Source organism: Pseudomonas sp. BF-B-30 (assembly GCF_019956305.1).
In the GTDB taxonomy this organism is placed as follows: Bacteria; Pseudomonadota; Gammaproteobacteria; order Pseudomonadales; family Pseudomonadaceae; genus Aquipseudomonas; species Aquipseudomonas jessenii.
In genome coordinates this window covers 17,372-37,447 of sequence record NZ_JAHBDG010000031.1, presented here as the reverse complement: position 1 = coordinate 37,447, position 20,076 = coordinate 17,372, and the positions used below count along the sequence as shown (strand labels likewise).

General features: G+C 59.5%; 20 protein-coding genes, 1 tRNA gene and 1 pseudogene. 8 read left to right on the top strand and 14 right to left on the bottom strand.

The annotated features are described in order from the left end of the window. The first annotated feature begins 63 nt into the window (after positions 1-63). From KGB29_RS16840 to tam, 3 genes are all read left to right on the top strand, one after another. Entirely contained in the window at positions 64-222 is a 159-nt protein-coding gene (locus KGB29_RS16840) for a KGG domain-containing protein (RefSeq protein WP_007976786.1), read from the top strand. Between the two features lie 72 nt (positions 223-294). Next, positions 295-798: a DUF4142 domain-containing protein gene (locus KGB29_RS16835; protein WP_154861758.1), complete on the top strand. Its 504-nt coding sequence runs from the start codon at positions 295-297 to the stop codon at positions 796-798. A gap of 213 nt (positions 799-1,011) precedes the next feature. Then, complete coding sequence (gene tam, locus KGB29_RS16830; protein ID WP_154947604.1) at positions 1,012-1,782, top strand: trans-aconitate 2-methyltransferase; 771 nt, start codon at positions 1,012-1,014, stop codon at positions 1,780-1,782. Positions 1,783-2,152: 370 nt separating this feature from the next. Here tam and KGB29_RS16825 read toward each other — a convergent pair. The 8 genes and pseudogenes from KGB29_RS16825 to KGB29_RS16790 all read right to left on the bottom strand — a co-directional run. Continuing rightward, positions 2,153-2,407: pseudogene (locus KGB29_RS16825) on the bottom strand (type II toxin-antitoxin system HicB family antitoxin); the annotation flags it as partial. Positions 2,408-2,484: 77 nt separating this feature from the next. After that, on the bottom strand, positions 2,485-2,754 hold the full coding sequence (locus KGB29_RS16820; protein WP_095966257.1) for a short-chain dehydrogenase: 270 nt from the start codon (positions 2,752-2,754) through the stop codon (positions 2,485-2,487). 557 nt (positions 2,755-3,311) lie between these two features. Beyond that, the gene (locus KGB29_RS16815; RefSeq protein ID WP_154947603.1) at positions 3,312-4,832 is read right to left on the bottom strand and encodes a Fic family protein; all 1,521 of its coding nucleotides are present in this window, start codon (positions 4,830-4,832) and stop codon (positions 3,312-3,314) included. Between the two features lie 321 nt (positions 4,833-5,153). Then, a tRNA-Gly gene (locus KGB29_RS16810) sits at positions 5,154-5,227 on the bottom strand. A gap of 181 nt (positions 5,228-5,408) precedes the next feature. Continuing rightward, positions 5,409-6,293 carry an alpha/beta fold hydrolase gene (locus KGB29_RS16805; RefSeq protein WP_057716040.1) on the bottom strand — a complete coding sequence of 295 codons (885 nt, stop codon included), beginning with the start codon at positions 6,291-6,293 and terminating at the stop codon, positions 5,409-5,411. Positions 6,294-6,606: 313 nt separating this feature from the next. Then, the gene (locus tag KGB29_RS16800; protein ID WP_154947602.1) at positions 6,607-7,299 is read right to left on the bottom strand and encodes a pseudouridine synthase; all 693 of its coding nucleotides are present in this window, start codon (positions 7,297-7,299) and stop codon (positions 6,607-6,609) included. A 34-nt stretch (positions 7,300-7,333) separates the two neighbouring features. Continuing rightward, entirely contained in the window at positions 7,334-7,552 is a 219-nt protein-coding gene (locus tag KGB29_RS16795) for a cysteine-rich CWC family protein (protein ID WP_154947601.1), read from the bottom strand. After that, positions 7,539-9,032, bottom strand: coding sequence for a sensor domain-containing diguanylate cyclase (locus KGB29_RS16790; protein ID WP_154947600.1), 1,494 nt, complete (start codon positions 9,030-9,032; stop codon positions 7,539-7,541). Before KGB29_RS16790 ends, KGB29_RS16795 begins: the two co-directional genes overlap by 14 nt. Positions 9,033-9,319: 287 nt before the next feature. Between KGB29_RS16790 and KGB29_RS16785 the strand changes: the two genes are divergently transcribed. Further along, entirely contained in the window at positions 9,320-9,568 is a 249-nt protein-coding gene (locus KGB29_RS16785; RefSeq protein WP_150727543.1) for a hypothetical protein, read from the top strand. Positions 9,569-9,735: 167 nt separating this feature from the next. Continuing rightward, positions 9,736-10,188, top strand: a complete 453-nt coding sequence (locus tag KGB29_RS16780) for a hypothetical protein (RefSeq protein ID WP_079246795.1) — start codon at positions 9,736-9,738, stop codon at positions 10,186-10,188. Positions 10,189-10,347: 159 nt separating this feature from the next. On the opposite strand, the gene KGB29_RS16775 is transcribed toward KGB29_RS16780, so the two are convergent. Then, the gene (locus KGB29_RS16775) at positions 10,348-11,460 is read right to left on the bottom strand and encodes an enoyl-CoA hydratase/isomerase family protein (RefSeq protein ID WP_154947598.1); all 1,113 of its coding nucleotides are present in this window, start codon (positions 11,458-11,460) and stop codon (positions 10,348-10,350) included. A 132-nt stretch (positions 11,461-11,592) separates the two neighbouring features. On the opposite strand from KGB29_RS16775, the gene ung reads away from it, so the two are divergent. Beyond that, positions 11,593-12,285 carry a uracil-DNA glycosylase gene (ung, locus tag KGB29_RS16770; protein WP_154947597.1) on the top strand — a complete coding sequence of 231 codons (693 nt, stop codon included), beginning with the start codon at positions 11,593-11,595 and terminating at the stop codon, positions 12,283-12,285. 88 nt (positions 12,286-12,373) lie between these two features. Here the strand turns inward: ung and KGB29_RS16765 are convergent, their stop codons facing one another. From KGB29_RS16765 to KGB29_RS16745, 5 genes are read right to left on the bottom strand one after another with little or no spacing between them, the layout of a single operon-like run. Next, positions 12,374-13,414, bottom strand: a complete 1,041-nt coding sequence (locus KGB29_RS16765) for an AbrB family transcriptional regulator (protein WP_150814279.1) — start codon at positions 13,412-13,414, stop codon at positions 12,374-12,376. Further along, positions 13,407-14,921 carry a tripartite tricarboxylate transporter permease gene (locus KGB29_RS16760; RefSeq protein WP_150814280.1) on the bottom strand — a complete coding sequence of 505 codons (1,515 nt, stop codon included), beginning with the start codon at positions 14,919-14,921 and terminating at the stop codon, positions 13,407-13,409. The genes KGB29_RS16765 and KGB29_RS16760 overlap by 8 nt, the downstream gene beginning before the upstream one ends. Position 14,922: 1 nt before the next feature. Further along, entirely contained in the window at positions 14,923-15,381 is a 459-nt protein-coding gene (locus KGB29_RS16755) for a tripartite tricarboxylate transporter TctB family protein (RefSeq protein WP_057716032.1), read from the bottom strand. A gap of 58 nt (positions 15,382-15,439) precedes the next feature. Further along, complete coding sequence (locus KGB29_RS16750; RefSeq protein ID WP_154947596.1) at positions 15,440-16,417, bottom strand: Bug family tripartite tricarboxylate transporter substrate binding protein; 978 nt, start codon at positions 16,415-16,417, stop codon at positions 15,440-15,442. Between the two features lie 39 nt (positions 16,418-16,456). Further along, the gene (locus KGB29_RS16745) at positions 16,457-17,746 is read right to left on the bottom strand and encodes an OprD family porin (protein WP_154947595.1); all 1,290 of its coding nucleotides are present in this window, start codon (positions 17,744-17,746) and stop codon (positions 16,457-16,459) included. A gap of 237 nt (positions 17,747-17,983) precedes the next feature. Between KGB29_RS16745 and KGB29_RS16740 the strand changes: the two genes are divergently transcribed. Together KGB29_RS16740 and KGB29_RS16735 are read left to right on the top strand one after the other, a co-directional pair. Next, positions 17,984-18,655: a response regulator gene (locus KGB29_RS16740; RefSeq protein WP_007979804.1), complete on the top strand. Its 672-nt coding sequence runs from the start codon at positions 17,984-17,986 to the stop codon at positions 18,653-18,655. After that, entirely contained in the window at positions 18,648-20,036 is a 1,389-nt protein-coding gene (locus KGB29_RS16735) for a sensor histidine kinase (protein ID WP_150814282.1), read from the top strand. The genes KGB29_RS16740 and KGB29_RS16735 overlap by 8 nt, the downstream gene beginning before the upstream one ends. Positions 20,037-20,076 lie beyond the last annotated feature (40 nt).

The window sequence follows — 20,076 nt, the reverse complement described above, 5'->3', positions numbered from 1 at the left end:
GCGCAAATTCAGATTCTATGCGGGCTACAGCCCGCCGCGACTACCACCAAGAGGAAGAGAATCATGCCTAATTCAAGAAACTCGAACTCGGGGAACTTCGCCAATGATCGAACGAAGGCCTCTGAAGCCGGTCGCAAGGGTGGGAAAACCACCACGACGACTGTCGACAAAGAGCCTGCGAAACCCGACATGGGCCGCAAGCCCGGACAGAAATCCAAGTAATGGATGATGGTGGTTTTGATTGAGAAGCGGGGGCGAAAGCTCCCGTTTGAATTTGAAGAGGAGGGCGCGACCATGAACCGGATGGCCACCCGATTATGTAATACCAGTCTTGCCACGTTACTGGGCCTGTTTGCCAGCGGCGTCTTTGCCCAGTCGACTGCCGAGTTCATCGACGAGGCCTCGGCAAAAGGTATTGCCGATATTGAAGCAAGTCGCCTGGCGCACCAGAAAGCCGAGTCCAAAGAGGTCAAGGACTACACCATTATCGTCATCAACGACCGCACCAAGGCGAACCAGCACCTGGCGAAAATCGCCAAACAACTGGATATACCGGTCGCCCCCCGGGAAGAGATTGTCGAAAAGGCCAAAACCCTGATGCCACAAGTCCTGGATGGGGCGACCTACGACGAGGCCTATACCGCCAGTCAGGTGAAGACCACGCAGGAAGCCATCGAACAGCTGCAACAAGAGGCGCAGACCACCGACGTGCCGCAAATCAAGGCGTTCGCCGAAGAAACCCTGCCTAAATTGCAAAATCACCTGGAAATGGCCAAGGCGTTGCAAGCCAGTCGTTGACCTGAAGGTTTGAACACAAACGGCGCGGGGCTTCAGTCACGCGCCGTTTTTCTGTTCAGTACTGGTCCGGATGCGGCTTGGGATTATGCGTTGGGTTCAGGCCATTGAGGTCAAACATTCGACGTGATCGAAAAGGTTGTTTTCTGAAACCTTTAGCGGTGCTCGCCGCGGTATCGTAGCGTCCCGAGGACAACGCACCGACAGGAGAACGCAATGAGTTGGTCCGCCAAACAGTACGTCGCTTTTGAAGATGAACGCACCCGTCCCGCCCGTGACCTGCTGGCGGCTGTCCCCGCCGGGGACGTGCGCTTGGTCATCGATATCGGTTGTGGGCCCGGCAACTCCACCGAGTTGCTGGTGGAGCGCTTTGCCGATGCCACGGTGCGCGGGCTGGACAGTTCCAGCGACATGATCGACGCCGCGCGCAAGCGCTTGCCGCAGGTGCAGTTCGACATCGCCGACATCGACACCTGGAATGACAGTGGCCCGTTCGATGTGATTTTCGCCAACGCGGTGTTGCAGTGGGTACCTGATCACGCCACGTTGCTACCGTCGCTGGTGAGCAAACTGGCGCCGGGTGGCAGACTGGCCGTCCAGATGCCTGACAACCTGAATGAACACTCGCACCGCTTGATGCGTGAAGTCGCCGCTGATGGCCCATGGGTCGGCAAGCTGGCAGGTGCCGCCGGGCAGAGGACCGAAATGGCCGATGCCAGTGGCTACTATTCGATTTTGAAAGCCTGTTGCACCCGCGTCGATGTATGGCGCACCACTTACCATCATCCGCTCGCGGGTGGTGCGTCTGGGGTGGTGGAGTGGTTCAAGGGCAGTGGCTTGCGACCGTTTCTCGATCCGTTAGACGAGGCGGAACGGGCGCAGTATCTGAAGCAATATCAGACTGCTATCGAGCGGGCGTACCCGGCCATGGCCGATGGTTCGGTGCTGTTGCCATTCCCGCGACTGTTTATCGTCGCGACCCGCTGAAGCAAAACAGGGACAGTTGATGAGTGTCATCTGCCCCTTTTTTCGATCTTGAAAAATCACTGTGGCTTGTTCTTTTTTGAGCGCCGGGCACTCAAGTACTCAAAGGCAAAGGAGGCAAAGCCGAACAACCCGATCAATGAAATGATCATGATTCCCAACTCTGAATTGTGCATGTTGATCTCCAGGCGAAGGATGAGCCGGGAGAATAAGGGAACTGTTGCTGGGCTCAACGCAGCGCTACGGCTTCTTTACTCGCTTGCGGTGATCTATACGCAAAAGATATGAGCGTCCAGGTGGCAGGGTCACATTCAGCGCTGAACACCAACCCACTGTTTTGAGTCATATCAGGGGCTCCAATCAGTTACTCGATCACGTCGATTTCCACCAGTGCCCACGTACAGCCAGCGTACTTTGGATTAGATGTGTGCAGGGTAACGCTGCTGGCTGAGGGGAAGGGTGCACCGTTCTCGGCGAGCATCTCGAAATACCCCTCAATGGCTTGTTGAACCATGGCTATTGCATCTTCCAGATCTTCACCGGCGCTAAAACAACCTGGCACATCCGGGACTTCAACACCCCACGCATGTTCGTCGTCGTCCATGAAAATCGCAATCGGGTAAAACATGTTCATGGTCCTCCGTGAACACAGCGGGTGAGGTTATGAACCCCAAAGGGCGCCCCCGAAAGGCGCCGGGTGGACTGTCAGGAGGGTTCTGCATCCATGCGTCGAGCGATTACATCAAGCACATCGCATCCATCGCGCAATGGCACGCAGCAGAGCAATGCGAAGTCGCTGAGGACCACGGTGTCGGAGGTCAGGTCGCCACGCATCGCGAGGTTTTCAAGGAGCTGAGTGACGGCTCGAATTCTGTAACTGGCGGTGCTGAGCAGGGAATGCAGGGGTTGGGTGGTGTTGACGAAGAGGGAGGGGAGGTCGTCGGCGTTACTGGTTAAAGCCATATATTCATTCATGAGTGATTCCTTGAATTGAAGTGAACTACCACTCAGTGTCGCCAAACAAAAGGTGGTAGCTGTACGCAGGTTGGCGAACCGGGACAAGGCAAACCGGTAGACCCAAAGGTCTCCCACGCACAGCCACCATAAACAGGTAGCCAAGTGCGTTCAGAAACGCTCCGAGATTGCTCGGAGGTTCCTATGCTTTGTCATCGAGTCGCCAAACCCGATACGCCATTTGGACGCGGTCGGACTATAGGTCTCATGACAAAGGCACAGCAATGCGCAAGTCTACGGACATTTCCCAGTGTCGTGTAGGACGTTGCTTTTTCTAACGTTGATCTCCGTTTGGCCTTTAAAAACGGGGCCTTAACATTAGCGTTGGCAGGCGCATCACCAAATCCCGCGCAAAAAAAAACCGGCCACTTGGGCCGGTTTTTTCTGTCTCTACATCCCCGGGAAAAGGTGACGGATTTGTTTATCAACGTAGAGCTGGATCGGTCATGATTCGACCAAATTCCGGGTACAAAAAACGGCTAAAAGTGCCTTTTTTTACTTAATCCACCTCCCATCTCTCAATCCTCAAACGCAGAACGCACAGCCTCCACAACGCGCTCTGCCACGCGCTCATCTTCAAGTTGCGGATACCCTTTCTTCAGCTTGCCCGACACCGTCCAGCCATTCTCCTTGATAGAGCGAATGATGCGATTCGCGTCCTGGTCTGGCATTTCCAATACCTCTTTCAACTGTTCCTGCGCTCGCTGAAAGATCACCAGTACTCTGGCTTCATCCGCCATTTCCTTTTTAATCGTGTGCTCGACAACGCGTGCGGTGTACAGGACGTGTTCGGTCAGATCGGGATAGCGCCAGGCAAAACGCGCGTCCTCATATTCATCGAAGATGAAGTTGCTGCGAGTACCGTCTTCGTAGGTCACGAGTTCGCCGAACCGATGGGCCGTCGCGTAACGTCGCATGAACGGTCGCGAGAATACTTCGAGCGTACGATCGTAGCCGGCCCTGAAGTCGATCGAGCTTGTGATTGTGGCAGAGACCGGCAATATCACGCCGTCGGGCACAGCCTTGTCCCGAACCAGGGTGTCGTTGATCAGGAAACGGTGAATCCGGCCATTTCCGTCGCGCATGGGATGGATGTACACGAAGCCAAATGCCAACACTGCGGCACGTGCCACTGACTCAGCGCCACGGGTTGCGACCTCAAACTCGTTGAGGCCTGCCAAGAGCTGAGCGAGGTCTGCGAAATGGGGGGCAATGTAATGCACGATGTCCTCGCGCATCGTGGCTTGCCCCACAAATACGGGAGAGCGCCGCAAGCCCAGTCCGATGGCGTCATGTCCAAGAATGCCAGCTTGCAGGGAATGCAGGCTGTCGTTGCTCAACGGGTCTTTGATATGACCGCAGTGCTGGGCAATGACATGGGCAAACCGCTGGATGCGATCCGCCTGGCCGGCTTCCTTTTCGATGAGAAAACTCGCGCGCGATTCCTTGAACGTCAGCCAACTGGCCGTACGCATCAGGATGTCGGCACCAAAGGCCTGATCCAATTCACCCAATGCTTCGCGCAGATTGAATTGCAGAGCTTCCTGCACTGGCACCGTACGACGAACCAAGGGGCAGAACTCAGCCGTCCCCGGCAGGTTGTTGTTGATGCGCCAACGACGAGTTCGCAGAGCTTCGCGACGAGTCAGATAATCTTGGGGCGAAAGTACATCAACATAGCCGCCATTGGTCACGTCAGGCACATCCAGGCGTTCGCCTGTCAGCCATTCGTAGAGGAACCCCGTGCGGCGGGCGTATTGACCGAAAGGCTCCCGTCGACACCACTCTTCGACAGGCAGCGGGCCTATGGCTGCAAACAGGCGGGCGAAGAACTCGAGGTGGATCTCTTCGTACTTGAGGCCGAATTCGAAATGTCCTGCGAAATCGTCTGCGGGCCGATAGCTTGTCGGGTATCGGTTCTCCACATTGCCGTCAGTTTCGCGATTGACACGTACAGTGCCGATCATGGATTCGACGCGCAGAGGCTGTGCCAGTGCGATGTCGTAACGGGTCGCGAGGGTCTTGAAACCGACTTGCATTGACGAAATCCTTTACTGGGACAAGAAAAACGCTAACAGAACCTTGATCTTATGCGAAAACGCTAATTTCGAAACGGTAAAAACACTAATGTCGGATTGAATTTGATAACAAATCCGTGCTTTTCGAAAAAAACGCTAACAGGTCTCAGGATAGACGCTATCGCCCAAGGGCACTTGCTAATCGATCAGGGAAAATGGCGGAATGACTGAAGAAGCAAAATCCACCAAATCCCGGACACAAAAAAACCGGCCATCAAGGCCGGTTTTTTCTGTCTCTGCATCCCCCGTCAAAACAACCCTGACGTGAGATCAAAATTCGATTGGAGCGGGTGAAGGGAATCGAACCCTCGTTATCAGCTTGGGAAGCTGGAGTAATGCCATTATACGACACCCGCTCAGAGCGCTGACTTTGTACCAGATACGGCTGCGGATTTGAAGTTTTTCTTTACGTGGAGCGGGTTTAACGCAGATGTGACAAAAAAGCCCGGACCGCATGACGGTCGATCGCGGGCAAGCCTCGCGCCTGCAGAATACGTTTAACGCAGCAGGGCGGGGCTCGCTCGCGATGACGCTACTTCAGCCTGCCAATGCATGGTGTTCCTGGGCGTTGTGGTAACGCGGTCGGCTTTCGAGTTGCGCTGGTTTCAGGAAGCCCATCAGTGCGTTGCGGCTGTCTCGGCAGGCGGCCTTGTGCTCCATGTCGAGAAAGTGGCCGGTGGCCTGAATGGTGCTGAACGTGCTGTGTTGCACGTGGCCGGCGAACAACCGGGCGTCGTCGGCGGCGGTGTATTCGTCCCATTCGCCGTTGAGGAACAGCACCGGCACGTCGATTTTCTTCGCCGCGTGCAGGTAGCACTGGCGATCGCTGTGCAGCACGTCGCTGATGTGGAAGTGCATCTGCCCGTACTCATGTTCGGCCAGGGAGCTGACGTGGCGATAGTTAAAGCGCTTGAACAACGACGGCAGGTGTTTGCCGATGGTGTCGTTCACCAGGTGCCCGACCCGGTCGCGATCCAGGTTGCCGAGGTGTTCGACGCCGCGCTCGAGGTAGTCGAGCATGTGCGCGTTGATCACCGGGGAGAACGAGCTGATCACGGCTTTTTCGATGCGCCGTGGCCGTTGCGACAATGCCATCATGGTCGCGGCACCGCCCCAGGAAAACGACAGCACGTGCTCGGCGGCGAAGTGGTCGATCAGCTCAAGCAGGATCTGTCCTTCGATTTCCTTGGTGAGCATTTTTTCATGCAGGTTGTGGGCTTTTGACCGGCCCGCGTAGGGCTGGTCGTAGCAGACGACGTTGAACTGCGGATGGAGGTTTTTCACGGTTTGTGCAAACGACGCAGTCGTGGCCATCGAGCCGTTGACCAAGATAATGGTCTTCTCTGCGGCGTCCGCGCGATAGAACTCCGTGTAAACCCGATACTGACCCTGTATATCCAGCACAGCGATTTCTGGCCTCATGTCATAAGACTCCTGGCAAGCGGGTATGCGCGCAAATGAGATTGCACGAGCTTTGTGACAGGTAGGCATACGCCTGGAATTTGAGAGGCCCATGTCGATCCATTGCAGTCCGGTCGACGGGTATTGTTATTGGCGGGCAGTCTGCCGGATGAGGCCGGAACCCTTGGGTTCCTACCGGCAAAAAGTTTCTTAGAAGTATGGGGTGACTCGTCGGTCACATTTCGGCCGACGTCCTGATTCAAGCAGGGGTCACATCATTGCGCAAGTGCCGTTGGTAAATTGTTCGACAACTTTCTGCTGAGCGGTCGCGCGCTTAGATCGATCCGATCTCTTTGTCGGTCAGCGGGCGGTATTCGCCCGGTTTCAAGGTGTCGTCGAGTACCAGCGACCCCATGCGTTCGCGATGCAGGCGCATCACCTTGTTGTCGAAGTGGCCGAACATGCGCTTGACCTGGTGATAGCGGCCCTCGACGATGCTCAGGCGTGCGCATTTTGGCCCGAGCAGCTCTAGCCCGGCGGGTTGCGTGGTGAGGTCTTCGAAGGCGAAGTACAGCCCTTCGTTGAATTTGATCGCGTATTCGGGGCCGATGTCCTGCTCGGTTTCGACGTAATAGACCTTGGGCAGTTTGGTCTGCGGTTGGGTCAGGCGCCGCGACCAGCTGCCGTCGTTGGTGATCAGCATCAGGCCGGTGGTGTTGAAGTCCAGGCGTCCGGCGATGTGCAGTTCGTCCTTGTCCGGTTCATGGATCAAATCGAGCACGGTCGGGTGCTGCGGATCCCGGGTGGCGCTGACGCATCCGGCGGGCTTGTGCAACATGAAATGGCGCAGGGGTTTACCGGCTTGCAGCAGCTCGTTGTCGACTTCGACGCGGCTGAATTCGCGGACTTCGCTGTGCGGGTCGCTGACGACTTTTCCGTCAACCCTGACGCGTTTTTCCACCAGCAACAGGCGTACCTGCTTACGGTTGAAGCACGGCAGGTTGCTGAGGAAACGGTCGACACGCATGACTTAAGGATCGGTAAGGACAGGGGCGCGCATCTTACTTGATCGACCCGGACGCTGCTTGCAACTGCGCCTCGACCTCAGCGCAGCGCGGGCACAGGCACGAGGCGTCGCGCAGTTCCACCGGCAGCGCCTGGAGCACAGCCGGGTCGATGCTGACGCCGTAGCACCAGCAGGCGCGGTCGGCGGTTCGCGGGTCGGCCAGGGTGCAGTCGTTGGGTGCACCGCAGGCCGGGCAGAAGTCAGGCTGGTTCATAGCTGAAGTGAGGTTTTTCCACGCAGGTTCGGTTACGGCCAGTTTGCTTGGCCCGATACATCGCATGATCCGCCCGTGACAGCAGGCTGTGCAAGGTGTCATCGGGCTGCTGGGTGGTGAGGCCGATGCTGACGGTCACATGCAAGGCCTTACTGTTGTAGGCATAGCGCTGTTGTTCCACGTGCTGGCGAATTTTCTCGGCAATCATCAGGCCGGTCTTACCGTCGGTGTCCTTGAGCAGCACGATGAACTCTTCACCACCCCAGCGGCAGACGATGTCGGAGTGCCGCAGGCAACTTTCCAGATCCCGGGCGAAACCGATCAGTACCTGGTCGCCGGCCAGGTGGCCGTAGGTGTCGTTCAGCGCCTTGAAGTGGTCCAGGTCCAGCAGCAAAGCGGTCAGCGGCTTGGGCTCGCGCCGGGCTTCGTGCATGGCCTGCGCGGCCAGCAGGTCGAAGCCACGACGGTTGGGCAGTTCGGTCAGGCTGTCGAGGATGGCCTGGGCCTGGATCTTGTCCTGATAGCGTTTGATCACCCGGTTGAGCAGGGCCAGCACGATCAAGGTGACCAGCAGGCAGATCAGCAGGTTGAGGTACAGCGACTGGCGGATTTCACCGAGGGCGCTGTCTTCGCGTTTGTCGACGAACAGGTACCAGTTCAGCTCCGGGATAAACCGCACGTTGAGGAAATGCCCCTGGCCCTGCACGGAGTATTCATAGCTGCCGCTGTGGGGTTTGGGCAGCCGGCTGACCAGGTCTTTCATGCTGTCGAGTTCACTGAGTTTCTGCCCGATGTGCGCGCCCTGCGGCCCCCCTTCGGCGCCGGTGAGCACCAGGCGCCCGAAGTTGTCGACGAAATACACACTGCGTTGATAACGCTGCTGGTACTTGTCGATCAGCTTGATCACGGCGTCGACGGTCAGGCCAACCCCGGCCGCGCCGATGAATCGGCTGTCGTAGTCGTAGACCTTGTAGTTGATGAAGAAGGTCAGGTTGTCCTTGTTGGCGAGGTCCGGGTCGACGTTGATCTCGTACGGATCCTTCATGTCCCGCACACGGAAGTACCAGGCATCGCGGGGCTCGGTGGCCTTGACCTGCTTGAGCACACCCTTGGCGTGGTAGTAGGTCAGGCTGGTGTTGGAGACGAAAAACGCGGTGTAGGCGCCGTAGTGGGTCATGACCTCGTTGAGGTAACGGGTCATCTGGTCGGAATCCTTTTCACCATTGACCACCCAGTCGCGCATGAAGGTGTCGCGAGCCATCATCGAGGAAATCAGGATCGGCCTGACAAGGTCTTTCTGGATTTCCGAGTAGACCGTATCCGACGTCAGCGGCAGTTCGGTGTTGACGATGTTGTCGCGGATCGAGGCCCGGGAGGCGTAGTAACTGAGGAAGGAGGTGGCGAGGAAACCTGCGCCCAGCAATGCGACCAGCGTGAGCACCAACGAACGTTGAGAGTACAGCGGCGAGCGAAGCGGCATGGCAGTTCCATTGGCAGTCATCCGATGGTTGCATTCTAATGGCACTGCGGGGAAATAACTGCTCCATGTGTGCCGCGAATGGTCGTTCCCACATTCCACGAAGGGTTACGCCCGCCGCCAGCGTGAATGAGGCGGCACTTTGATGGTGCTCGTGTGCACCGCATTGGAACCTGTCCGCCGCTGATCAGACGGTGGGTGCAACGTCGCACTTGGCAGGGGATTGCCAGTCAAAACAGGTGTAAGTCGGAGCGTGCCGACTGCTGTTACAGGTCTTTACGGAGGCCGCCATGTTGCGTCGATTATTGTTAGGTGCAGTACTGGGTCTTGGATTGTCTGGCTGCTACTACTACGCCGGTCCTGCCGACGTCTACGGGGGACCTTATTACTACCCCGGCTACTACTCGCCCTATTACTACGGTTACTACGGTCCGCGTTATTACGGTGGTTATCGCTCCTATTACTACGGTGGGCATGGTTACTACCGTGGCCACGGCGGCGGACATCATGGCGGTGGACATCGAGGTGGCCACCGTTAATCAGGGCGCGAATGGATGAAAAACCTTTCATCGGCCAGATGTTTCCACTTGTTTCAAGGACGCACCAGATTCCGAATTCGGTGTCTGATCTTTCGACAGTCACCGAACATTTGTCTGTCGCCTGCCAGCGTCGCTGGTGTGGCTTACCCGCGGTCCAGGAGGCCGCCATGCTCTGTCGAATTCTTCTGCTAGCTGTGTTGGGATTGTCCCTTGGTGGGTGCGTGCCTTATTACGATGAAGGAGGCAGTTACTACAGTTCCGAGGTCTATACCTCGCCATCGCCAACCTATTACGCCGGGGGGAGTTCCTACTACTCCAATGGTGGCGGTTACTACACACCGCCGCCCCGGTACTACGTGCCGCCAGCGCGGTATTACCAGCCGACACCGCGCTATTACTCACAGCCACGGATCTATCAACCGTCGCGCTATTACTCGCAGCCGCGGATGTATCAACCATCGCGCCATTACCAGTCGGCCCCTCGTTACTATCAGCCGTCGCGTGGCGACTACCGCACGCATCAGAACCATGGCTGGGACGGCCGTAACCGCGGGAACTGGAACAACGACTATCGCGGTAACGGTCGAGGCTATCGCAGCGGGCGGGGCGGCCACCGATAGCTTTGTACAAAACACAACTCTGAATGTGGGAGCGGCGGTGCGACGATTCGACTTGCTCGCGAAGGCGGAGTGTCAGTCAACATCAATGTTGCTGAGATGACGCTTTCGCGAGCAAGTCGAATCGTCGCACCGCCGCTCCCACAGTGTTGTGTGCAGTTTTCAGTATTCGGACAAATCCGCCAGCGGATGCCGACCTTCCCACGCCTTGTGAAAATGCGCCTCTACCACCGCGTCCGGCACGTTGTTGATGTCCGGCCAGTGCCAATGCGGTTTCTGATCCTTGTCGATCAACCGGGCACGTACGCCTTCGCTGAATTCCGGATGCCGACAGCAGTTGAGGCTCAGGGTGTATTCCATCTGGAAGACTTCGGCCAATGACAGGTGTCGGGCACGAATGATCTGCTCCCACACCAGACGAGCGGTCAGCGGAGCGCCTTCGCTCAGGGTCCTGGCTGCGCGACTCAGCAACAGGTCGGTGTGATCGCGCAAGGCGCTGATGGCCTTCCATGCGCAACGCACGTCGCTGACATCCAGCAGTTCGTCGATCTGCTGGCGGCGCGGCAGCCACTGGGCTTCGGGCATCTGCGCCACGGCTTCCTGCTGCAAGGCCTTGAGCAGGCTGTTGAGCTGCATGGGTGTCTGTTCCTGCCAGTTCAATTGCAACAGGCCTTCGATCAATTGCGGCTGCTGCTCATCGAGCAGGAAACGATCGGCCAGGTCCAGGTCAATGGCATCGCGGCCGTTCATGTGCGCACCGGTCAGGCCCAGGAACAACCCGAGCTTGCCGGGCAGGCGCGACAGAAACCAACTGGCGCCAACGTCCGGGTACAGGCCGATGCTGATCTCCGGCATGGCCAAGCGGCTGCTCGGTGTGACGATGCGGATGCCTGCCCCTTGCAACAGTCCCATGCCACCGCCGAGCACATAGCCGTGGCCCCAGCAGATCAGCGGTTTCGGGTAGGTATGAAGTTTGAAATCCAGGCGATATTCCGCCGCAAAGAACTGCGCGGCCAGTGGCGGTACTTCGCCCGGATGGACGCGACAGGCTTCCACCAGGCTGCGCACTTCGCCGCCGGCGCAAAAGGCCTTGGCACCGTTGCCGCGCAATAGAACGCAGACGATCTGCGGATCCTTGGCCCAGGCCCCCATTCGGTCGCGCAGGGCGTTGATCATCGGCAGGGACAGGGCGTTCAGGGACTTTTCGGCATCCAGGCTGGCGATGCCGATGCGCGCGCCGTCGGTGCCGGTGAGTTCTTCGAAGTGCAGATTCATCGTGACCTCGATCGGGAATTTGAGGGTTAAGTATGATCGCTGTGTGGGAAAGTGCCGGATCTGCGTCAGATCAATTGACAAGCGTGATGCGCTTTCCTAGGGTTCGCCCCATTGTTTTTTCCGGATGTAACCATGACTGCTGACGACCGTATCAAACTCGAACCGGGCTGGAAGGAGGCACTGCGTGCCGAATTCGACCAGCCCTACATGACAGAGTTGCGAAACTTCCTGCAACAGGAGCGGGCGGCCGGTAAGGAGATCTATCCGCCGGGGCCGATGATTTTCAACGCGCTCAATTCCACGCCGCTGGACAAGGTCAAGGTAGTGATCCTCGGGCAGGACCCTTATCACGGCCCGGGCCAGGCCCATGGCTTGTGCTTCTCGGTGCAACCGGGCGTGCCGGCGCCGCCGTCGCTGGTGAACATTTACAAAGAGCTCAAACGCGACCTGAACATCGACATTCCCAACCATGGCTACTTGCAAAGCTGGGCCGATCAGGGCGTGCTGATGCTCAACACCACCATGACCGTCGAGCGTGCCAACGCCAATGCGCACAAGGACAAGGGCTGGCAGTTTTTCACCGATCGGGTCATTGAAGTGGTCAGCCAGCAGCAACCGCACCTGGTGTTCATGCTGTGGGGCGCCCATGCCCAGAGCAAGCAGAAGCTGATCGATGCGACCAAGCATCTGGTGTTGACCTCGGTGCATCCGTCACCGCTGTCGGCCTATCGCGGCTTTCTCGGTTGCGGGCACTTCAGCCGGACCAACAAGTTTCTGGAGCAGAATGGCGAGACGCCGATCGAGTGGCGGTTGCCGCCGGTTTGATGGGCTGAGCAAGAGGGCCCCATCGCGAGCAAGGATCACGCGAACCCTGTGGGAGCGAGCTTGCTCGCGATGAAGGCAACTCGGTCTATCAGACTGAATCCGGACCCCGGTTCCAGTACTTGAACAACGGCTCCGCCAGAAACAACACAAACAACAGCCGCATCACCTGCATCGCCGTCACCAGCGGCACCGACAGTTGCAGGGTTTCCGCTGTCAGGCTCATCTCGGCAATCCCGCCGGGCATCATGCCCAAGGTCAGTGAGCGCAGATCCAGATGGGTCAGCGCACTCAAACCCAATGCCGCCGCCGTGGCGATCAGCATGGTCAACACCGTGCCGATCAGGGTGCGCCCCATGAACGACGGCGCACGCCGGAAAAACTGCCGGTTGAAGTGACAGCCCAGACCGCTGCCGATCAACCATTGGCCAATCTGGCTACCGCCGTCGGGCAAGCCGATGTGCAGGTCCCAGCCGATGCTGACGGCCGCACTGACCAGCAACGGCCCGAACAGCCAGGGGTTGGGTTGACGCAGGCGCTCCCAGATCCAGGCCGCCAACGCGCCAGCGGGAAACAATACCGCCAGCCAGCGCCAATCGATGCTGCCAGCGTGGGAAATCGGCGCACCGTCGCCCAACAAATACTTGAAGGCTGCCGGCACGCACAGCACCACGACCAACACCCGCAAACTCTGCCCCGCCGCCACACGGCTGAGTACCGCACCATTGCGGGCGCCGAGGTTGACCATCTCCCCGGAACCGCCGGGCATGCTGGAAAAGAACGCCGTGGCGCGATCTTCTCCGGTACGGCGCATCAGCCACACGCCGACCACGGCGGACAGGCTGGTGACCAACGCACCAAAGAAAATCAAACCGAAATGACTCAGCACCTGCTCCATCACCACCGGGGTGAAGTGCAGGCCGATGCCGATACCGACGATCCACTGGCCGCACTTGCGTCCGCCAGGGATTTCGGCCAATTGCCAGGGTGTCAGGCAGCGCACGAGGATGATCGCCAGCAACGAGCCGACCATCCACGGCAAAGGCCAGCCGACCTGGCTGGCGAGATAACCGCCCAGCAGGCCGACCAGCGGGGTTCCCCACCAGAGTTTGAAGGGGGACCGATCAGACATCGGCGACAACGCGTTGCGCCACTGAGCGTTTACGCCAGATCCGCACAATCGGCACCAGCAACATGACCACGATCAACCCCCAGACACCGACGGTGATACCGCTCGACCAGAGGATGTCCAGCGAACCGTTGGAGATCGACAACGCTCGACGCAGGTTCTGCTCCATCAAGCCGCCAAGGATGAAACCCAGCAGCACCGGCGACAGCGGGAAGTCGAGCTTGCGCAGGATGTAGCCGAAGATGCCGATACCGATCATCAGGAACAGGTCGAAGGTGGTGGCATGCACCGCGTACACGCCGATAGCGGTGATGATCGCAATCATCGGCACCAGCGCCCAGTTCGGCACGGCGAGGATTTTGGTGAAGATGCGGATCATCGGGATATTGAGGATCACCAGCATGATGTTGGCGATAAACAATGACGCTATCAGGCCCCAGACGATGTCCGGTTGCTGTTGGAACAGCAGGGGGCCGGGCGTGATGTTGTACAGCGACAGCGCACCGATCATCACCGCCGTGGTGCCCGAGCCGGGAACACCGAGGGTCAGCATCGGCACCAACGCACCGCAGGCTTCGGCACCGATGGCGGTTTCCGGGGCAGCGAGGCCGCGTTTGTCGCCCTGGCCGAATTTGCCGCTTGGGCCGGCAATGCGTTTCTCGGTCATGTAGGCCACCGCACTGGCCAGCGTTGCACCTGCGCCGGGCAGTACGCCCATGATGAAACCGAGCACGCCACAACGCATGTTCACCCAGAACACCGAAGCGGCTTCCTTGAAGTTGAACAGCATGCGCCCGGTCGCCTGGAAGGCTTCCTGGCCACGGTGGGTTTTTTCCAGCAGCAACAGGATTTCACTGATGGAGAACAGGCCCAGCACCAGCACTACGAATTGAATGCCGTCGGTGAGGTGGATGTTATCGCCGGTGAAGCGGTACACACCGCTGTTGGCGTCAATGCCGACCGTCGACAGAAACAGCCCGATCAGCGCGGCGATGAAGGTCTTGAGCGGGCGGTCGCCGGCCATGCCGCCGAGACAGACAATCGCAAACACCATCAGCACGAAGTATTCCGCCGGGCCGAAGGCAATCGCCCATTTCGCCAGCATCGGCGCGAACACCACCATCCCGCAGGTGGCAATGAAAGCGCCGATGAACGAACTCCAGGCCGACAGCGACAGGGCAACACCGGCCAGGCCTTGACGGGCCATCGGGTAGCCGTCGAGGGTCGTCATCACGGTGGAGGCTTCGCCGGGAATGTTCAGCAGGATCGAACTGATCCGGCCGCCGTATTCGCAACCCAGATACACCGCCGCCAGCAGGATCAATGCCGACTCCGGCGGCAGGCCCAGTGCGAACGCAATCGGGATCAGCAATGCCACGCCGTTGATCGGCCCCAGCCCCGGCAGCAGGCCGACGACGGTGCCGATCAGCGTGCCGCTGAGGGCGGTCACCAGGTTGTAAGGGGTTAGTGCGACGCCGAAGCCGTGACTCAAATAACCAAGCGTATCCATATCAGTTCTCCAGAACGTCGAGCAGGCCCAGAGGCAGTGGCACGTCCATGACTTTGTCGAACAGCAGGTACAGACCGACGCTCATCAGACTGATGATTATCGCGCCCGGCAGCCAGCGTCCGCCGTACAGGCGAGCCATCGGTATGCCAACCAGCATGCTGCTGAGAATGAAGCCCAGCGGTTCGAACAGCCCGGCGAAGACCAGCAGCAACAGTACGCAAACACCAATTTTGGTCAGGGTTTCGCGATCCAGCGGTGGCTCTTCATCGGTGTGCTTGATCGGCGAAGGGCGATACACCATGTACACCAGCGCCAGGCCCATCAGTCCCAGCATCAGCAGGGGGAAGGCTCGCGGGCCGATCGGTTCGTAGGAAAAAGGTGCCTGGTAGGGCCAGGCCATCGCCACCAGGCTGAGGCAGGCCAGCAACAGCACCGAAGCAAAAATGCGTTGTAAGAGCATGGGGAACTCCTGTGCCGCGACTCCGCCAAACGGAGCCGCGGCCGCTAGACAGAGGCGATCACTGGATCAGGCCGAACTCTTTGGCCAGCACTTTGTAGTCCGCAACCTGCTTCTTCACGTAGGTGTCCAGTTCCGGGCCGGTCATGGCGAACGGGAACAGTTCACGCTGGTCGCGCAGCTTGGCGAACTCGGGGGAGGCCAGCAGCTTGTCGAAGGAGTCCTTCCACCAGGCATAGTCTTCATCGCTGACTTTTGGCCCGAGGTAGAAGCCGCGAACCACCGGCCAGACGATGTCGTAGCCTTGCTCGCGGGCTGTCGGAATGTCCTTCATTTCCGGCTCGTCCAGGCGCTTGTCGGAGAACACCGCCAGCAGGCGCATGTCGCCGCTCTGGATGTGCGGCATGGAGTCGGAGATGTCGGTGCTGCCGACCTGGATGTGGCCGCCAAGCAGGGCGGTAGCAATCTCGCCGCCACCTTCGAGGGCAACGTAACGCAGGTCACGGGGGTTGATCCCGGCGGCCTTGGCGATGAGGGCGGTCTGCATCCAGTCCTGGCTGCCGACGGTGCCGCCGGAACCGATCACCACTTTGCTCGGATCTTTCTTCAGCGCCTGTACCAGATCGTCCAGGGTCTTGTAGGGCGAATCGCTTTTCACCGCGATGGCGCCGTAGCTGGTGCCGACAGCGGCGAGCCAGCGCACGTTGTTTTCATCGAAACGGCCGAACTTGCCCTGGGCCAGGTTCAGCAGCGAACCACTGGACCAGGCCACCAGGGTGCCGGCATCGGCCGGACGTTGGGCGACCACTGCGTTGTAGGCCACTGCGCCAACGCCGCCGGGCATGTAGGTCACGCGCATCGGTTTGGTCAGCAGTTTTTCGTTGATCAGCGCGCTTTGCGCCAGTTTGCAGGTCAGGTCGAAACCACCGCCGGGCGAGGCCGGGGCGATGCATTCCGGGCGTTTGGGTTCGGCAAGCGCATGGCCGGTAAACAGCAGTACGCTGGCCGCGAGGGCAATTTTACGCATTGACAGGTTCATTCAAGTCTCCTTGGGAGTTGTTGTTATGGACGCACTGAATTACCAAAGGGCAACGCTATAGCTCACCAGCAGACGCACTTCATCGGCATCGCGAGCAGAGTAGTTGGAGCGGTAGGTGGCATTGCGCAGGCGCACGGCGACATCCTTGAGCGCGCCGCTTTGTACAACATATTTAATCTCGGAGTTGCGTTCCCACTCTTTGCCTTCGTCACCGTTCTTGAGCTTGATGTTGTCACCGCTCACGTAACGGCTCATGAAGGTCAGACCGGGGACGCCGAGGGTGACGAAGTCGAAGTCATAACGGGCTTGCCAGGAGCGTTCTTCGGCGCCGGCAAAGTCGTTGATCTGCACGAAGTTCACCAGGTACGGGTCGGCGCCATCCACATACGGGAATGCACTGTCGCCGGACATGTGCTGGTAGCCCGCGCTGAACTTGTGGCCACTCAAGGCGTAACTCACCAGGCCGTTGAGGGACTTGTTGTCGATCTTGCCGCCACGGGCCTCGCCCTGGTCATCACTGATGGCAAACCGCAGGTCGGTGGCAAAGGTGCCGGGGCCGAATGGCTGCGAAGCGATCAAGCCGAGGAAATGCTGGTTGTAGACTTCATCGAGTTGCGCGAAGTGGTAGCTGCCGGTGATCTTGTCGGTGAGCTTGTAGTCCAGGCCGCCAAAATCAAAGTGCTTGCCGGCCACGGTGCCAGCGAAACGGCCGTTCTTGTTGTTGAGGGCAATGTCCTCGAAGTCGGTGCTGTCACGGTCCTTGGCTTTATCCAGACGCCCGCCGGTGAAGGTCAGGTTCTTGAGCTCTTTGGAGGTCAGCATGCCGCCCTCGAAGGTCTGCGGCAGGATGCGCCCGTCATTGGGCTTGAGGATCGGCAGTTCCGGGATCAGGGTGCCGACTTTCAGCTCGCTGGCGGAGATTTTCATTTTGCCGGTCAGGCCGAGCTTGGAGTATTCGTCGACGGCGCGCCCATCGTCGGTCGGCAGCAGGCCGGTACCGGTACGGTCCGGGCTCGAATCGAGCTTGACCCCCATCATGCCCAGCGCATCGACACCGAACCCCACGGTGCCGTCGGTGTAGCCTGATTTCAGATTGAGCATGAACCCCTGGGCCCACTCGTCACGCTTGGACTGTTGGGCGCTGGTGCCGTCGCGAAAGTCGCGATTGAAGTACATGTTGCGGGTTTCGAAAGTGGCCGAGCTGTCTTCGAAGAATGCGGCCTGGCTCAACGGTGAAAAGCCGGCAAGGGCGGCAGCGCTGGCAAGCGCAGTGTGGCTGAAACGGGAGAGGCGGGCAGGCGCGATAGCCTGGGTCTGCAGGGACTGCATGGATGACTTACTCCGTTTATTGTTCTTATTTGTCGAAAACGCTTCGAGGCGTTTTTCGTATCGCTGTGTGGCTGCAGCGACGGCAGTCGAAACTGTCCGTGGCTGGACTGTAACGGGCTAACCTTTCGCTAACCTTTCAGCTGACTTTCACGGTTTTCGGGCTTCACAGCGGCGGTTGCGGCTGTAAACTTCGCGCCAGAGAATGGCGTCGACCATCCCGGAATGAGGTAAAGATCCATGCGTGTTCTGCTCGTCGAAGACCATTTGCAGCTCGCCGAAAGTGTCGCCCAGGCGCTCAAGAGCACCGGGCTGACCGTGGACGTTTTGCACGATGGCGTGGCAGCCGACCTGGCGCTGGGCAGCGAGGAATACGCCATGGCGATCCTCGACGTCGGCTTGCCGCGCATGGATGGTTTCGAAGTGCTGGCGCGTTTGCGGGCGCGGGGCAAGAACCTGCCGGTGTTGATGCTGACCGCCCGCAGCGACGTCAAGGACCGGGTCCACGGCCTCAACCTCGGCGCCGACGACTACCTGGCCAAGCCGTTCGAACTGACCGAACTCGAAGCCCGGGTCAAAGCCTTGTTGCGCCGCAGCGTGCTGGGCGGTGAGCGCATTCAGCGTTGCGGTGTGCTGGCCTACGACCTGGAAACCCGGCGTTTCACCCTCGGGGAAGAATTGCTGACCCTGACCTCCCGCGAACAGGCCGTGCTCGAAGCCCTGATCGCGCGCCCCGGTCGGGTGATGAGCAAGGAGCAGCTGGCGTCGCAAGTGTTCGGCCTCGACGAAGAAGCCAGCCCCGATGCCATCGAAATCTACGTGCACCGCCTGCGCAAGAAACTCGACGGTCAGCCGGTCGCCATCGTGACCTTCCGCGGCCTCGGTTACTTGCTGGAAAGCCGCGATGCATAAGCCCAGCAGCCTGCGCTGGAGGTTGCTGTGGAACCTGGCGCTGCTGCTGGTGGTGTTGATGCTGGCCAGTGGTTTGAGCGCCTACTGGAACGGACGCGAAGCTGCCGATACGGCCTATGACCGGACCCTGCTGGCGTCGGCGCGAACCATCGCTGCGGGCGTCTCCCAGCGCGACGGCACCCTGAGTGCCGACGTGCCCTACGTGGCCCTCGATACCTTTGCCTACGACAGTGCCGGGCGAATTTTCTACCTGGTCAACGACATCAATCAGAAGCTGATTTCCGGTTACGAAAACCTGCCCGCGCCACCGCCGGGAACGCCGCGCACCGATGACTATCCGGCGCTCGCACGTTTCTACAACGCCCAGTACCGTGGGCAGAACGTGCGCGTGGTGAGCCTGCTCAAGCCCGTGAGCGAGCCGAACATGAACGGCATGGCGGAAATTCGCGTGGCGGAAACCGATGAGGCGCGCGTCAGCATGGCCCGCAGTCTGGCGGCGGATACTTTGCTGCGCCTGGGCATGCTGGCAATCGGTGCGTTGATGCTGGTGTGGTTCGCGGTGAGTGCTGCGTTGCGCCCGCTGGAGCGCTTGCGCACGGCGGTGGAAGAGCGCCAGCCGGACGATCTGCGCCCCTTGCCTTTGGTGGAAGTGCAGCGCGAATTGTGGCCGCTGGTGCGCGCACTCAATCACTTTACCGAGCGCTTGCGTGGCCAGTTCGAGAAGCAGGCGCAATTCATCGCCGATGCCGCCCACGAACTGCGCACTCCGCTGGCGGCACTCAAGGCGCGCCTGGAGCTGGGCCAGCGCTCGGCTGAGCCCGATGTCTGGCGCAGCACCCTGGAGAATGCCGCCCAGAGCACTGATCGATTGACTCATCTGGCCAATCAGTTGCTTTCCCTGGCGCGGGTCGAAAATGGCGCACGGGCGATTGCCGAGGGCGGCGCGCAGTTACTCGACCTGAGTCAGTTGGCACGGGAGCTGGGCATGGCCATGGCGCCGTTGGCCCACAAGCGTGGTATCGCGCTGGCGCTGGAGGCGGATGAGCCGGTCTGGCTGCGGGGCGAGCCGACGTTATTGAACGAGCTGCTGAGCAATCTGGTGGATAACGCACTGGCCCACACGCCGCCGGGTGGCAACGTGATTCTGCGGGTCTCGGCGCCCGCCGTGCTGGAAGTCGAAGATGATGGCCCCGGCATACCTCTTGAAGAACGCGATCGGGTATTCGAGCGCTTTTATCGCCGCAATCAGCAAGTGGCCGGTTCCGGATTGGGGTTGGCGATTGTCGGTGAGATCTGCCGCGCGCATCTGGCCCAGATCAGCCTGCACGATGGCGAGCGGGCGGGGTTGAAGGTGCGGGTGAGTTTTGTTGCGGGGGATTGATGCCGCGTCTGTTCAGGCCCCTTCGCGAGCAAGCCCGCTC

Coding starts and splice junctions, on each gene's coding strand:
- ung (WP_154947597.1), top strand. CDS start 11,593: ATGACTGCTGACGACCGTATCAAACTCGAACCGGGCTGGAAGGAGGCA.
- KGB29_RS16785 (WP_150727543.1), top strand. CDS start 9,320: ATGTTGCGTCGATTATTGTTAGGTGCAGTACTGGGTCTTGGATTGTCT.
- KGB29_RS16840 (WP_007976786.1), top strand. CDS start 64: ATGCCTAATTCAAGAAACTCGAACTCGGGGAACTTCGCCAATGATCGA.
- KGB29_RS16735 (WP_150814282.1), top strand. CDS start 18,648: ATGCATAAGCCCAGCAGCCTGCGCTGGAGGTTGCTGTGGAACCTGGCG.
- KGB29_RS16790 (WP_154947600.1), bottom strand. CDS start 9,032: ATGCCGCTTCGCTCGCCGCTGTACTCTCAACGTTCGTTGGTGCTCACG.
- KGB29_RS16755 (WP_057716032.1), bottom strand. CDS start 15,381: ATGCTCTTACAACGCATTTTTGCTTCGGTGCTGTTGCTGGCCTGCCTC.
- KGB29_RS16800 (WP_154947602.1), bottom strand. CDS start 7,299: ATGCGTGTCGACCGTTTCCTCAGCAACCTGCCGTGCTTCAACCGTAAG.
- KGB29_RS16760 (WP_150814280.1), bottom strand. CDS start 14,921: ATGGATACGCTTGGTTATTTGAGTCACGGCTTCGGCGTCGCACTAACC.
- KGB29_RS16805 (WP_057716040.1), bottom strand. CDS start 6,293: ATGAGGCCAGAAATCGCTGTGCTGGATATACAGGGTCAGTATCGGGTT.
- KGB29_RS16750 (WP_154947596.1), bottom strand. CDS start 16,417: ATGAACCTGTCAATGCGTAAAATTGCCCTCGCGGCCAGCGTACTGCTG.
- KGB29_RS16795 (WP_154947601.1), bottom strand. CDS start 7,552: ATGAACCAGCCTGACTTCTGCCCGGCCTGCGGTGCACCCAACGACTGC.
- KGB29_RS16820 (WP_095966257.1), bottom strand. CDS start 2,754: ATGAATGAATATATGGCTTTAACCAGTAACGCCGACGACCTCCCCTCC.
- KGB29_RS16780 (WP_079246795.1), top strand. CDS start 9,736: ATGCTCTGTCGAATTCTTCTGCTAGCTGTGTTGGGATTGTCCCTTGGT.
- KGB29_RS16815 (WP_154947603.1), bottom strand. CDS start 4,832: ATGCAAGTCGGTTTCAAGACCCTCGCGACCCGTTACGACATCGCACTG.
- KGB29_RS16740 (WP_007979804.1), top strand. CDS start 17,984: ATGCGTGTTCTGCTCGTCGAAGACCATTTGCAGCTCGCCGAAAGTGTC.
- tam (WP_154947604.1), top strand. CDS start 1,012: ATGAGTTGGTCCGCCAAACAGTACGTCGCTTTTGAAGATGAACGCACC.
- KGB29_RS16745 (WP_154947595.1), bottom strand. CDS start 17,746: ATGCAGTCCCTGCAGACCCAGGCTATCGCGCCTGCCCGCCTCTCCCGT.
- KGB29_RS16775 (WP_154947598.1), bottom strand. CDS start 11,460: ATGAATCTGCACTTCGAAGAACTCACCGGCACCGACGGCGCGCGCATC.
- KGB29_RS16765 (WP_150814279.1), bottom strand. CDS start 13,414: ATGTCTGATCGGTCCCCCTTCAAACTCTGGTGGGGAACCCCGCTGGTC.
- KGB29_RS16835 (WP_154861758.1), top strand. CDS start 295: ATGAACCGGATGGCCACCCGATTATGTAATACCAGTCTTGCCACGTTA.